The sequence below is a fragment of the Pseudomonas sp. NY15374 genome (assembly GCF_048068255.1).
GTDB lineage: Bacteria > Pseudomonadota > Gammaproteobacteria > Pseudomonadales > Pseudomonadaceae > Aquipseudomonas > Aquipseudomonas machongensis.
Window position 1 is genome coordinate 1 of sequence record NZ_JBLUPZ010000011.1, and the last position, 13,003, is coordinate 13,003.

A 13,003-nucleotide genomic window follows, 5' to 3' on the forward strand; every position below is an offset into this window, starting at 1 on the left:
CTCCCACAAGCCCCCACTGAACTCAAGGGCAGTGGGGGCTTGTGGGAGCGGGCTTGCCCGCGAAAAGGCCACCCCGATCCTCACCCCTTGAGGCACTTCAGCTCACTGAAGTCACGACGTACCTTGGCCAGCCGGTCCAGCAGGAACTGCCGCTGCGCCGGGCTGCTCTGCTGCATCAGGTCGACCAGCAGGCTGCGGGCCTGCAGCTCGGTGTTCTCGAAGGCCATGCGGTAGGCCGGTGACCACAGGCTCTCCTTGCGCTGCAGCAACTGCGCCAGGCGGGGCTCGAACGCTGGCGAATGGCGTTGTTCCATGGCCAGCACCAACTGTTGCTGCCAGGCCTGGCGATTGGCGATCCATTCGCTGTTCTGATCGCCGAGGGCCTGGGACCAGGTCATCACCCGCAGGCGCTGGCGGGCATTGAGCTCGCCCAGCCACGGCGTCAGGCGTTTCTCCATGCGCGTGGCACGGGCCTGGATCTGTTTGGGTAGCGGGGTGTCGACGTATTCCTTCTGCCGCTCGGCAATGTCGTCGCTGAATGCCTTGCGCATTTCACCGACCTGCGCGTCGCCCATGCCGCGCAGCAGTTCGGCGGCGGAGGGGGTGATCTCTTCAGCGACCCGGCCGATGGCCTGGCGCGCCTCGGCAGTGCGCTGTTGCAGGGCCTGGTCGGTCACGCCCTGGTTGGCGACCATCAGGCGCACGTTGTCGAGCCATTCGAGGTAGCCGGGCAGTTGTGTCTTGCAGTGCCAGGCCAGGTGGCCCTTGAGCCGTTCGTCGAGCAGGGCCTTCTGCTGGCGATTCATGTCCAGGTAGTCGCCCAGCGACCAGGGCACCAGCCGGTCGAGGTTGCGATAGGCGAGGTCGATACGGCTGCAGGCCGCGAGCGTGAGGGCAAACGCGAGAATGAGCAGCAGGGCTCTGGGCAGACGGACAGGCATGAGCGAATCCTTGCAGGTTGCTTGCCAGGCAATAGATGCGCGCCGCGCTCGGCGGTTCCCACGGATCGGGCAGCCGGGCAGCTTCAGGTGTAGAATAGCCGCCTTGTCTTGAGGAACATCGGAAATGGCTCTGCTTGGGCGTTACAACAGTTTGCAAATCGTGAAACACGTGGAGTTCGGTCTTTACCTGGACGGCGGCGCCGACGGCGAGATCCTCCTGCCCAGGCGCTACTTCCCCAAGGACGCCGAGCTTGAGCTCGACGACTGGTTGAACGTGTTCATCTACCTCGACAGCGAAGACCAGCTGATCGCCACCACCGAGAAACCCAAGGTGCAGGTCGGTGAGTTCGCCAGTCTCAAGGTCAAGGACATCAACGGTGCCGGCATCTTCCTCGACTGGGGCCTGTCCAAGGACTTGCTGATGCCCTATTCGGAAGAGGCGCAGCAGTTGAAGATCGGCGATTACTGCGTGGTGCACGCCTACCTCGACAAGCGCACCCGGCGCATCACCGCCACCGCGCGCCTGGACCGCTACCTCGACCGTACGCCGGTCGACTACAAGGCGGGCCAGCCGGTCGAGCTGCTGGTGGCGGGCGAGACGCCGATGGGCTTCAAGGCGATCATCAACAACCGCCACTGGGGCCTGATCCACAAGAACGAGGTGTTCAAGTTCCTGCGCTCGGGCATGCACGAGAAGGGCTTCATCAAGGAAGTGCGCCACGACGGCAAGATCGCCCTGAGCCTGCAGCCGGTGGGCGCGGCCTTGGCCGACAGCCTGCAGGAGCAGATCCTCAAGCGCCTGGACGAAGCCGGAGGCGTGCTGCCGGTGTGCGACAAGAGCGCCCCGGAAGTGATCGCCAAGCTGTTCAACGTCAGCAAGGGCAATTTCAAGAAGGCCATCGGCGGGCTGTTCAAGCAAGGGCTGATCGTCATCCATGACGATCGTATCGAGCGGGCCTGATCAGGCCTGCACGAAGGTGCTGAAGTCCAGTTGTTCACCGCCTGGGCGGGTGTCGCGCAGCAGCGAGTCGCGGTCGGCGCTCAGCGCCAGGCTGATGGTCGAGCGACGCTTGCCGGGGTGGCGGACTTCCATCTGTTCCTGATGCGCGCGCAGGAAGTTGACCGGCACTTTCAAGTGCTGCAGTTCGTCGGTTTCCGGGGTGTGCAGCAGCAAGTTGACCCAGTCGGGCTGGCCTTTGCGCAGCAATGCCACCGGTACCTCGAACCACCACAGGTTGCGTTTCTTGTCGAGGATGGCGAACAGGGTGTTGTCGCGGTCGAGCACCGGCCGGTTCAGCGCTTGGTTGCGCCGGGCGATGGCGGTGGGTTTGTCGAGTTTCATGCAGGTTCCTGCGGGTTGACGCCAGAAAGGCCTGACATTGTGCGGGGTGGCGCGGGGCGCGGCAAGGGTTGCGGGGTGGGTTGCGCCGGCCTCCTCACGGGTTTGCCCGCAAAGAGGCCTTGAGCTTCAGCGCCGCAACGGCTGGCTCAACTCCGAGGTCGCGCCATCGGCGGTGGTCACCGTCGCGGTAAAGCTGTTCAGCCCCGCAATGGCATCCAGCGTCTTCTCGAACCGTGCCTTGCCCTGGGCATCGCTGCCCACCAACACCTCGCCCAGATACTGCTCCGCTTCCCGCCCATCCGCTGCCGCATTGCCGAACACCTCGATGCGCAGCAGGCTGGATACCGGCCCTTGCACTTCACCTTGCAGCACATGCCCGGCAAGCCCGGTCAGACGCGGCGCCTGTTGATTGTGATTGGGCAGCGGCTGGCACGGCTGGGGTTGGCCGCTGCCATCGCAGATGATCGCCTGGTCCTTCTTCGCCAGTTCCGCGCCGACACCGCGCGAGCCGACGTACAGCGCGTGGGCCTGGGCTGGCACACCGAAGATGATCGCGCCGGTGCGCTGGTCCGCTACGCACGAGCCACCCGCCTCGCAGCGCCGGATGTCCAGGCCATTGCCCCAGATGCGATTGGCAGTGACGCGTGTGGCGGTGACTTCCGGCTCCGGACGCAGGGCCACGCCGATGCGGTTGCCGTGGATCAGGTTGCCGTCGAGGATGTTGCCCTCGCCGGTCACGCTGATGCCGATGGAGTTGCCGGTGAAGGTATTGGCGCCCAGGTAGTTGCGCTTGCCCCAGTTGATCTGCAGGCCGTCGGAGTAGTTCTCGAAGCGGTTGCGCACCACGCTGTTGTCGTTGCCCAGCAGGATCTCGATGCCCTGGGAGGGCTCGGGGTTGGCGTCGGTGGAGCGGAACAGGTTGTCGGCCACCAGGTTGAAGGCGGCGCCGCGGGTCAGCTCCAGGCCGTCGCCGTTGTCGATCAACTGGTTGCGCAGCACCTTGTTGTTGACCGTGGTGGTGGCCGTCGGGTTGCCCGCGCCGTCATCGCCCGTGAGCATGATCCCGGCCCCGCCCTTGTTGGCGACGATACGGTTGTCTTCGATGACGTTGCCGCTGGCGCGGTTGACCAGGATGCCGATGCAGAAGTTGCGCACCTCCAGGCCGCTCAGGTGCACGCCCTGGGTGTCGCGCAGCACCAGGCCGGGGTTGGTGGTGGTGCGCACATTGGTGCCGAACTGACCGGGCAGGGCGCCTGGACAGGTGCGTACCCCCTGGTCCTTGATATAGCCGGCGCCGTCGATGGCGATGTACTGGCCGTCACGTGCCCAGGCCAGGCCGGTGATGCGTAGCGGGCCCTTGATTTCCGGCAGTGGCCGGCTCGGGCGGATCACGTAGGGCGGCTCGCCGATTGCAGCGATGTCGATGCGGTAATGGCCGGGGTTGCGGTTGCTGGTTTCCAGGGCCCAGCGCAGGGTGCCGGGTTGGTCGTCGTCGGTGTAGCGCTCGACCCGCAAGGTTTGCACGGCGGTCGGGGCGGCGGCGAGGGCGGGCAGGGGAAGTAACGGCAGCATGGCCGCGAGTAGGGGCATCAATCGCATGTGCAAGGTTTCCACGGACTGTTGTTTTTATGAATGGCCGGATTCTAGAGCTGCGCCTTCCGAGTGCGCAGCGGCGCTGGGACAATTCGGTGCGGTATTCGCCCGCTGTTTGCCGTTCGGCTTGGTGCCCGAAAAAATGTTGAAACTCTTGCACAAGCGAACCGGTCCACCTTTTGTCGACACGGTTCACGTGTCTCTTTTTGCAGGAGATTCGCCATGAGCGGCACCAAAGACAAAGCCAAGGGCCTGGCCAACGAAGCGGTTGGCAACATCAAGCAAGGCGTCGGTAAAGTGACCGGCAACGACAAGCTGCGTGCCGAGGGCAAGGCCCAGGAACTCAAGGGCGAAGGGCAGCAGGCGGTGGGCAAGGTCAAGGATGCGGTGAAGAAGCCTTGAACCGCGGTTGATGCACAGGGTCTTGTGGGCGCGCCGTTTTGCGCCCATGGGGCCTTACCGTTTTGCCCCAACGTCCGCCGTAGCCGTTTTCCTGATTTCGCCAGTGAGCAGTACGCGGTGCGCGTGGTCTATTAGACTTGTCTGCACAGTTGCAACCACGACGATCAAGCGGCGAAAGGAGACGCTATGATTTTTCCCGCCCTGCAGGGCCTGCCTCTGCACCGCGTGCTGGTGCGCACCGTCAAGGAATTCCTCGATGACGAGATGTCCACCTATGCCTCGGCACTGGCCTACCAGATGCTGTTCTCGCTGTTCCCTTTCATTCTGTTCCTGATCGCGCTGATCGGTTTCCTGCACCTGCCCGACTTCTTCTCCTGGTTGCGCCTGCAATCGGAACTGGTGCTGCCGCCCCAGGCACTCGAACAAGTCAATCCGGTGATCGACCAGTTGCAGCAATCGAAGGGCGGATTGCTCTCGGTGGGTATCGTCATCGCCCTGTGGACCGCCTCGGCCGGCGTGCGCCTGATGATGAGCGCCATGAACGCCGCCTACGATGTGCCCGAGGGCCGCCCGGTGTGGAAGCGCATTCCGCTGTCGATCTTCTACACCATCGGCATTGCCGGCATGCTGCTGGCCGCCGCCGCACTCATGGTGCTGGGGCCGCAGGTGATGGAGTGGATCGCGGCCCAGGTCGGCCTGCAGGAGGTGATCGTCACCATCTGGACCGTGCTGCGCTGGCCGGCGATCATCATCCTGATGATGGTGGCGGTGGCGCTGATCTACTACGTGATGCCCGACGTTAAGCAGAAATTCCGCTTCATCACCCCAGGCTCCGTACTGGCGGTGGTGGTGTGGATCGTCGCTTCGCTGGGCTTTGCCTACTACGTCAAGACCTTCGCCGACTACAACGCCATGTACGGCAGCATCGGGGCGATCATCGTGCTGTTGCTGTATTTCTATATCTCCGCCGCCGTGCTATTGCTGGGCGCCGAGATGAATGCGGTGATCGAGCACATGTCGGCTGAAGGCAAGAACCCCGGCGAGAAGGAATTCGACGGCGAGCAGCCGAAGGAGACCATCACTGTGCTCGGCCATGAGCATCCCGCGCATGCCGAACCCCAGACCCGTGAGCCGAATCCCTGATGATCCGTAACATCCTCAAGATGGGCGATGAGCGCCTGCTGCGCATCGCACCGCCCGTGCCCGAGCACATGATCGGCAGCCCTGAGCTGCAGCAACTGATCGACGACATGTTCGAGACCATGCGCCACGTCGGTGGTGTCGGCCTGGCCGCGCCGCAGATCGGCATCGACCTGCAGCTGGTGATCTTCGGATTCGAGCGCAGCGAGCGCTATCCGGACGCCGAGCCCGTGCCGCAGACCATCCTGCTCAACCCGCTGATCACGCCGATGTCCACCGAGCTCGAGGAGGGTTGGGAAGGGTGCCTGTCGGTGCCGGGCTTGCGCGGTGTCGTGCCCCGCTACAAGCACATCCGCTATGAGGGCCTCGACCCCCAGGGGGCCCCGATCAACCGCTTCGCCGATGGCTTCCATGCGCGGGTGGTGCAGCACGAATGCGACCACCTCATCGGGCGGCTTTACCCATCGCGGATCCAGGATTTTGCCCGCTTCGGCTACACCGATGTGCTGTTCCCCGGGCTCGACGTTGCCGACGACTGAGCGCACACCATCGCTACCAGCGTTTTGCTGCGCTGGTAGCGGGCCAGCCGCGAGGCCAGTTCGACGGGCAGGGCGCTCGCCGTTGTGAAAGCCTGCCGCGCATAGAAGCTTTGCAGTTCGGGGTGGCAGAACAGCCAGGTCGGGCCTGTGCTGTTGGCCAGCGCTGCGCTGACCAACCCTGCGGCAACACCCTGGCCACGCCATTGCGGCGCCACGAACAGGCCGGTCAGCCAGTGGCCGTCGGCGACGGGCGTCAGGTTCAATGCACCCACCATCGCCTGCGCGCGCGCAACCCACAGTTGGCCTTCTGCACTGGCGCGCATGCGCGAGCCGTGCTGGCGGTAGAAGTGGTCGAGCAGGCGGCGCTGCGAGCGGCAGAGCGGGAGGAATTCGGGCAGGGTCATGGGGGGCTTTGTCGCAGATTGTTGCAAATCTGGCAAGGGTGAATATCCGACTGCAGGGTTCAAGTATTCGGTGGCGGGCGTAGAATTTCACTCATCCCTTCTGCAGTACGACGATGCGGGATCGGTGCTTCGTGTCATCGCCGACGATGACAACTTCTCCGCGCCAGTGACGGCATAAGAAGTCAATCGATCAACGTGATTGCTTTCAAGGCCACAGACTCATGAAAACATTACTCATTCTTGCATTGGTCGGGATGTCTTCGCTCGCCCTGGCGGACGAGGCCAAGACCACCCAGACCCAGCCCCCGGTGCAGTACGACTACTCGATGAACCTGGATATCAAGCGGGTGATCAATCTGTCGACCATCCCCGATGTCTGCGAGGTGGTGCCGGCAACCATGACCTATGAAGATCATCAGGGTCAGGTGCACACCATTCAGTACCGAGCCATGGGCGAGGGTTGCCAGCAGGGGTGAGTGCTATCTGCCTGCCAGCTCGCCAAGTACCGCGCGCACGACGTCCAGCCCTTGCTTGAGCTGCGCGCGGCTGGTGGCGGCCGACAGGCTGATCCGCACTGCCCTCACTTCATCGCCCCCCACCGCGAAGACACTGGCCGGCACCACTTCGACCCCGCGTGCCCGGCACGCCCCTACCAGGGCTTCAGCAGGCCCTGGGGTGTTCACCCAGACATGCGGCGAGGGTTCATCCTGAGCACGCATCGCTTCACCGAATACCCGCCGCGCCAGGCGCCAGCGTTCCCCGATTTCCTCCCGTTGCCAAGCCAGTCGCCGCGCGGCTGTGCCATTGGCGATCCATTGGCAGGCGATGCGCAGGTTCAGCGGTGACACCGGCCAGTGCGTGGCCCGGGCATGCGGGTCGATGTGTTCCAGCACCGATGCCGGTGCGGCGATCCAGCCCAGGCGCAGCCCCGCTGCGACCGTCTTGGACAAGCTGCTGACGAGTATCCCCTGGCCGTCGAGCAAGGGGTACAAGGGCGCCCGCTCGCTCAGCGCGCCATAGACATCGTCCTCGATCACCCGCAGGCCGTGGCGCTTCACCACCTCGGCGACGGCCTGGCGACGGCTGTCGCCCATGCACGCCCCGGTGGGGTTGTGCAGGGTGGGTGTGGTCACCAGCACCCTGGCGCCGCTGGCCCGCGTCACCCGGTCGAGCTCATCCGGGCGCAGCCCTTGGTGATCCAGGGCCACGCCATGCACTGGCAGGCGCAACTGGCGACACGCTGCCTTGATCCCTGGTGCGGTCAGGGCTTCGACCATGACCGCCTCGCCAGGCTGGCACAGCGACTGCAGCACACAGGCCAGCCCTTGCTGGGCGCCGCCGCACAATAGCAGGTCGTCAGCGCCCAGCGTCAGCCCGCGCTGGGCCAGCCAGCGTGCGCCATGCAGGCGAGCGAGCAGCAACTGGTCGTGATCGAGGTAGTGATCGAGCAGGTTGAGGTCGTCCGCCTGCAGCAATGCCTGGAGGCTGTGCTGCAGGTCGTGCGAGTGCGGATCGGCCACGGGTACGTTGGTCGACAGGTCGATCAGCGACGAATGCCGGTCGTGCTGCTTGAGGCGAAACAGCGTTGCTTCCTTGCTACCCGCCAATACGTAGGTACCTCGCCCGACTTCGCCGGCCACCAGATGTCGCGCGGCAGCTTCGCGATAAGCCTGCTGGGTGGTGCTCGGGTTGAGCCCCAGCTTCCAGGCCAGGCGCCGTTGTGGCGGCAGGCGTTCCCCTACCTTGAGCTCACCGCGTTCGATGGCGGCGGCGATGGCATCGACCAGTGCCAGGTAGCGGGGTTGGGCGTCGTCGATCAGTTCCGGGGTCCACACGAAATTGCTACCCATGCAATATAAGGTTTGACCCATACAATGCCCGGCGCTCAGGATCGTCGCAACTGCCCTCGATGAAGGATGATCGCCATGTTCGACCTCACAGCCCTGCGCGAAGCCGCCGATTTCGTTCACCAGCATGTGCCTGCGACGCCACAGCGCGTCTGGCCGTTGCTCGCCGAGCGGGCCGGCTGCCAACTGTGGGTCAAGCATGAGAACCATGCGCCGACTGGCGCATTCAAGGTACGCGGCGGGCTGGTCTATGTGCGCTCGCTGCTGGCCAGCGGTGATGTGCCTCAGGGGCTGGTCACCGCCACCCGCGGCAATCACGGCCAGAGCATGGCCCTGGCGGCGCGCCAGGCAGGCTTGCCCCTGGTGATCGTGGTGCCTGAAGGCAACTCGCGGGAGAAGAATGCCGCCATGCGTGCGCTGGGTGCGGAACTGATCGAGCACGGTGTCGATTTCGACGTGGCCCGTGAGTACGCCGCCCAGCTGGCCGAACAGCGCGGCTACCGGATGGTGCCCTCGTTCCACCCGGAGCTGGTGCGCGGCGTAGCGACCTATGCGCTGGAGCTGTTCGAGGCCGTGTCGGACCTCGACACCGTGTATGTGCCGATCGGCATGGGTTCGGGCATCTGCGGGCTGATCCAGGCGCGCAACCTGCTGGGGCTGCGGACCGAGATCGTTGGCGTGGTGTCCAGCGCTGCGGATGCCTATGCACAGAGCTTCGAGCTGGGGCGTATCGTCACCACGGCCACCGCCGACACCTTTGCCGACGGCATGGCCTGCCGCGTGCCGCACCCGGACGCCTTCGCCCTGGTGCGTGAGCATGCCACGCGCATCGTCCGGGTGAGCGATGACGAAATCGCCCAGGCCATGCGCCTCTACCACGAAACCACCCACAACACCGCCGAAGGCGCGGGTGCAGCGGCGCTGGCCGCACTGTTGCAGGAGCGCGAACGCCAGCAGGGCAGGAGGGTTGCGGTGGTGTTGAGCGGGGCCAACGTGGACCGGGCGCGTTATGCGCAGGTGCTGGCTGGGTAAAGACAGCGAAGGCCCGTCGACACAGGCCGATAACGGAAAACCGCAAAAAGTTTTCCAGCGTTGTCGATTCCTCCCATCCCCAGTCGACCATCAGTGAAGGCGCCGCAAACACTCGGCGCCACCCACTGATGACCTGCTGGAGGCTTGCCCATGAATACCCCCGCCGAAACCGAAATCCGTCAACTCATCGACGGCTGGATCCAGGCTGTGCGCGAGCGCGACCTGCCGGCCATCGTCGCGCCCTATGCCGATGACATCGTTGCCTTCGACGCCATCCAGGCCCTGCAATTCAAGGGTAAGGCTGCCTACCAGGCGCATTGGGAAATGTGCATGGGCTTTTGCACCGGTCCGATGGTCTTCGAGGTGGCCGAGCTGGACGTTCAGGCCGATGGCGACCTGGCCCTGGCGCATTGGCTCAACCGCTGCGGCCCGGCTGACGATGAAAGGCAGTGCGGCTTCATGCGCGTCACGGTGGGCTATCGTCGTAGTGCAGGGCGCTGGCAGGTGATCCATGAACACTGGTCGGCACCGTTCGACATGGAAACCCAGAAGGCTCGCTTCGACCTCAAGCCCTGAACCGTACGTCAGCTGGAGACGATCATGAAATACCTGTGCCTGGTCTATTGTGACGAGGGGCTGCTGCACAGCCTGCCCGACAGCCCCGAAGACGCCGAGTGCATGGCTTACGCCGAGTCCCTGCACGGCTCAGGGCGGATGCTTGCGGCCGAGGCGCTCAAGCCGGTGCAGACGGCCACCACCGTGCGCATGCGCGCTGGCAAGATGAGCCTGACCGACGGGCCCTTTGCGGAAACCAAGGAGCAACTGGCCGGCTTCTACCTGGTCGATGCCCGCGACCTCAACGAGGCACTGAACATCGCCAAAGGTATTCCGGCGGCGCGGGTCGGCAGTGTCGAAGTGAGGCCGGTGCGCGAACTGCAACCCTGATGACGGGAGGTCAGCCAAGATGACGCCGCGGACCGCAACACGATGACGGGTGATGAGCTGCATGCCCAGGTCGAGGTTATCTACCGCCGCGACTCGCGGCGCATCCTGGCGACCCTGATCCGTCTGTTGGGTGATTTCGACCTCGCCGAGGAGGCCCTGCATGATGCCTTCTTCATTGCCGTCGAACGCTGGCAGCGCGACGGCATGCCGGCCAACCCGCGGGCCTGGCTGGTCTCGGCCGGGCGTTTCAAGGCCATCGATGCCTTGCGCCGCCGCGCCCGTTTCGACCGCTCGCAGGCACAGCTGATCATGCAACTCGAAGACCCGGCGCAGGATCCGAGCGAGGAGGAGCTGCTCGCTGACGACCGTTTGCGCTTGATCTTCACCTGTTGCCACCCGGCGTTGTCCGCCGATGCCCAGGTGCCTTTGACCCTGCGTGAGGTGTGTGACCTGACCACCGAGCAGATCGCCCGCGCGTTCCTGCAGTCGCCCTCGACCATCGCCCAGCGCATCGTGCGGGCCAAGGCCAAGATCCGCGATGCACGAATTCCCTACCAGGTGCCCGCCATGGGCGAACTGGCAGAGCGCCTGGAAAGTGTGTTGCGGGTGATTTACCTGGTGTTCAACGAAGGCTATTCGGCATCGGCAGGGGAAGACCTGGTGCAGCGCGACCTGTGCGACGAGGCGATTCGCCTGGGGCGGCTGCTGGCGCAACTGCTGCCAGACCCGGAGGTGTTCGGCCTGCTGGCGTTGATGCTGTTGCAGGCCTCGCGGCTGCGGGCGCGCACCGATGGCGAAGGCGAGCTGGTGCTGCTCGACCAGCAGGACCGCAGCCTGTGGGACAAGGCACAGATCGAGGAGGGGTGCGCCCTGGTGCGTCATGCGCTGGGCAGCCGTGATATCGGGCCCTACAGCGTGCAGGCGGCGATCGCTGCGGTGCATGCCGAGGCCGCCAGCGCCCAGGAGACCGACTGGGCAGAGATCGTCGGCCTGTATGACGTGTTGCTGCGGCACTGGCCGTCACCTGTGATCGAACTCAACCGCGCAGTGGCGCTGGCCAGCCGTGACGGCGCGGCGGCGGGCCTGGCAGAGGTGGAGGCGATTATGGGGCGGGGCGAGTTGCTCGACTACCATCTGGCCCACGCGGCACAGGCTCAGTTGCACGGGCAATTGGGGCATGTGCAGCAGGCCCGGGAGGCGTGGGTCAGGGCGCTGGCGCTGGCCCGCCAGGAACCTGAGCGACGGCATATCGAGCGCTGCCTGAGGGCGTTGGAGCCCTGTCGCAGGTAGATCCGCGACAGGATACTGCTCGGTCAGCCGGCGACAAAGTTCGGCGGCGATACCAGCTCCACCGTCTGCTGCTTGCGGGGTGCCAGGATCTCGGCCTCGCCCTCGACTACCAGTTCGTCGTTCTGGTTGTACACATTGGTGGCGATGCGCACCTTGAACTTGGGCAGCTTCTCGAGGATTTCCAGGCGTACGGTCAGGGTGTCGCCAATCTTCACCGGCTTCTGGAAGCTCATCTTCTGCCCCAGGTAGATGGTGCCGGGGCCTGGCAGGGTGCAGGCAACCGCAGCGCTGATCAGTGCGCCGCTGAACATGCCGTGGGCGATGCGCTCGCGGAACATGCTCTTGGCCGCGAACTCGGCGTCCAGGTGCACGGGGTTGTGGTCACCGGACATGGCGGCGAACAGCTGGATGTCGCGTTCTTCCACCGATTTTTCATAGCTGGCTTTCTGGCCGACTTCGAGGGCTTCGTAGGGCGTGTTGGTGACCTGGGTCATCAGGGCTTCCTTGGAGGGACGAGGTGGTGCACATCATTCGCTGCGGGCAGGGCGGCCAAGGGCCAGTGCCTGCTCCAGCCAGGCAATGATGTCGTGGGTGACCTCGTCGCGATTGGTTTCGTTGAGCACTTCGTGGCGTGCCTGCGGGTAGACGCGCAATTGTACATGGCGATTGCCGGTCGCGCGCAGGGCGTTGGCCAGGTGGGTGAGACGCTTGCCAGCGCTGACCGGATCACATTCGCCGCCGATCACCAGCATCGGCAGGTTCGGATCGATCTGCGCCAGATGGCGCGGTTGGCTGATCTGTGCCAGGCCTTGCAACAGGTCGAGCCACAGCTGGTTGCTACAACGAAAGCCGCACAGCGGGTCGTCGACGTAGGCGTCGACCTCGGCCGGGTCGCGGCTGAGCCAGTCGAACGCCGTGCGGTTGGGTTTGAAGGCCTTGTTGAACGAGCCGAACGACAGCCAGTCGATCAGCGCGCTCTTGCCCTCCACCCCCTGGCGCCAGGCCTCCAGGCGGGCGATCAGGCGTGCTGCGCGATAGAGCGCAGCCGGCTGGAAGTTCGAGCCGCTGAGCACCGCCCCGTGCAGGCTGCCACTGTGGTGCAGCAGGTACGCCTGGGCGATGTAGCTGCCCATGCTGTGGCCGAACAGGAACAGCGGCGTGCCGGGGAACTGCTGGCCGATGTGCTGGCTGAGCAGGCCCAGGTCGTTGACCACCGTGTTCCAGCCGTGGTGGTGGGCGAACAGGCCGAGGCTACCTAGCTCTGCGGTGCGGCCGTGGCCACGCAGATCAGGGGCGAACAGGGCAAAGCCGGCATCGTTCAGCGCATGGCCCAGGCGCCGGTAGCGCCCGGCGTGCTCGGCCATGCCATGGGCCAGCAGCACCACGGCCTTGACCGGGGTCTGCGGCAGCCACTGGTGGACGTACAGACTGCAGTGCTCGCTGGCGGGCAGCCAGAAGGCGTCGTGGGCCATGGAAAATCCTTTGTGCACGGGATTGAGCTCAGTGTATGCACAATGACCAGGATTGC

General features: G+C 64.9%; 16 protein-coding genes. 9 read left to right on the plus strand and 7 right to left on the minus strand.

Going from position 1 to position 13,003, the window contains the following annotated elements; translation table 11 throughout:
- Positions 1-80: 80 nt before the first annotated feature.
- On the minus strand, positions 81-941 hold the full coding sequence (locus tag ACNFHO_RS21165; RefSeq protein ID WP_416767248.1) for a DUF6279 family lipoprotein: 861 nt from the start codon (positions 939-941) through the stop codon (positions 81-83).
- A 124-nt stretch (positions 942-1,065) separates the two neighbouring features.
- Between ACNFHO_RS21165 and ACNFHO_RS21170 the strand changes: the two genes are divergently transcribed.
- Positions 1,066-1,902 (plus strand): S1 RNA-binding domain-containing protein, encoded by an 837-nt coding sequence (locus ACNFHO_RS21170; protein ID WP_063543690.1) that lies wholly within the window; start codon positions 1,066-1,068, stop codon positions 1,900-1,902.
- Here the strand turns inward: ACNFHO_RS21170 and ACNFHO_RS21175 are convergent, their stop codons facing one another.
- Positions 1,903-2,283 carry a hypothetical protein gene (locus ACNFHO_RS21175; protein ID WP_054893320.1) on the minus strand — a complete coding sequence of 127 codons (381 nt, stop codon included), beginning with the start codon at positions 2,281-2,283 and terminating at the stop codon, positions 1,903-1,905. It lies immediately after the preceding gene.
- A 126-nt stretch (positions 2,284-2,409) separates the two neighbouring features.
- Positions 2,410-3,882 carry a right-handed parallel beta-helix repeat-containing protein gene (locus tag ACNFHO_RS21180; protein WP_416767249.1) on the minus strand — a complete coding sequence of 491 codons (1,473 nt, stop codon included), beginning with the start codon at positions 3,880-3,882 and terminating at the stop codon, positions 2,410-2,412.
- Positions 3,883-4,098: 216 nt separating this feature from the next.
- Between ACNFHO_RS21180 and ACNFHO_RS21185 the strand changes: the two genes are divergently transcribed.
- The 3 genes from ACNFHO_RS21185 (at position 4,099) to def (ending at position 5,957) form a co-directional block, all read left to right on the plus strand.
- Positions 4,099-4,278: a CsbD family protein gene (locus tag ACNFHO_RS21185; protein WP_063543694.1), complete on the plus strand. Its 180-nt coding sequence runs from the start codon at positions 4,099-4,101 to the stop codon at positions 4,276-4,278.
- A gap of 186 nt (positions 4,279-4,464) precedes the next feature.
- Positions 4,465-5,421, plus strand: a complete 957-nt coding sequence (locus ACNFHO_RS21190) for a YihY/virulence factor BrkB family protein (protein ID WP_054893318.1) — start codon at positions 4,465-4,467, stop codon at positions 5,419-5,421.
- The gene (gene def, locus ACNFHO_RS21195) at positions 5,421-5,957 is read left to right on the plus strand and encodes a peptide deformylase (RefSeq protein ID WP_416767250.1); all 537 of its coding nucleotides are present in this window, start codon (positions 5,421-5,423) and stop codon (positions 5,955-5,957) included. The genes ACNFHO_RS21190 and def overlap by 1 nt, the downstream gene beginning before the upstream one ends.
- Here def and ACNFHO_RS21200 read toward each other — a convergent pair.
- Positions 5,912-6,361, minus strand: a complete 450-nt coding sequence (locus tag ACNFHO_RS21200; RefSeq protein ID WP_197889935.1) for a GNAT family N-acetyltransferase — start codon at positions 6,359-6,361, stop codon at positions 5,912-5,914. The genes def and ACNFHO_RS21200 overlap by 46 nt on opposite strands.
- Positions 6,362-6,582: 221 nt before the next feature.
- Here ACNFHO_RS21200 and ACNFHO_RS21205 point away from each other — a divergent pair, with 221 nt between their 5' ends.
- Positions 6,583-6,837 carry a DUF2790 domain-containing protein gene (locus tag ACNFHO_RS21205; RefSeq protein ID WP_054893315.1) on the plus strand — a complete coding sequence of 85 codons (255 nt, stop codon included), beginning with the start codon at positions 6,583-6,585 and terminating at the stop codon, positions 6,835-6,837.
- Between the two features lie 3 nt (positions 6,838-6,840).
- On the opposite strand, the gene ACNFHO_RS21210 is transcribed toward ACNFHO_RS21205, so the two are convergent.
- Positions 6,841-8,211, minus strand: coding sequence for a PLP-dependent aminotransferase family protein (locus ACNFHO_RS21210; RefSeq protein WP_416767251.1), 1,371 nt, complete (start codon positions 8,209-8,211; stop codon positions 6,841-6,843).
- Between the two features lie 75 nt (positions 8,212-8,286).
- On the opposite strand from ACNFHO_RS21210, the gene ACNFHO_RS21215 reads away from it, so the two are divergent.
- The 4 genes from ACNFHO_RS21215 to ACNFHO_RS21230 all read left to right on the plus strand — a co-directional run bounded on the left by ACNFHO_RS21215 (position 8,287) and on the right by ACNFHO_RS21230 (position 11,475).
- Positions 8,287-9,240, plus strand: a complete 954-nt coding sequence (locus ACNFHO_RS21215) for a threonine dehydratase (protein ID WP_063543700.1) — start codon at positions 8,287-8,289, stop codon at positions 9,238-9,240.
- Positions 9,241-9,390: 150 nt separating this feature from the next.
- Positions 9,391-9,816: a YybH family protein gene (locus ACNFHO_RS21220; protein ID WP_416767253.1), complete on the plus strand. Its 426-nt coding sequence runs from the start codon at positions 9,391-9,393 to the stop codon at positions 9,814-9,816.
- 24 nt (positions 9,817-9,840) lie between these two features.
- Positions 9,841-10,185: a YciI family protein gene (locus tag ACNFHO_RS21225; protein ID WP_063543704.1), complete on the plus strand. Its 345-nt coding sequence runs from the start codon at positions 9,841-9,843 to the stop codon at positions 10,183-10,185.
- A gap of 42 nt (positions 10,186-10,227) precedes the next feature.
- Positions 10,228-11,475, plus strand: coding sequence for an RNA polymerase sigma factor (locus ACNFHO_RS21230; RefSeq protein WP_416767255.1), 1,248 nt, complete (start codon positions 10,228-10,230; stop codon positions 11,473-11,475).
- 23 nt (positions 11,476-11,498) lie between these two features.
- On the opposite strand, the gene ACNFHO_RS21235 is transcribed toward ACNFHO_RS21230, so the two are convergent.
- Both ACNFHO_RS21235 and ACNFHO_RS21240 read right to left on the minus strand, forming a co-directional pair.
- Positions 11,499-11,969: a MaoC family dehydratase gene (locus ACNFHO_RS21235; protein ID WP_054893311.1), complete on the minus strand. Its 471-nt coding sequence runs from the start codon at positions 11,967-11,969 to the stop codon at positions 11,499-11,501.
- A 33-nt stretch (positions 11,970-12,002) separates the two neighbouring features.
- Positions 12,003-12,947: an alpha/beta hydrolase gene (locus tag ACNFHO_RS21240; RefSeq protein ID WP_054893310.1), complete on the minus strand. Its 945-nt coding sequence runs from the start codon at positions 12,945-12,947 to the stop codon at positions 12,003-12,005.
- Between the last annotated feature and the right edge of the window lie 56 nt (positions 12,948-13,003).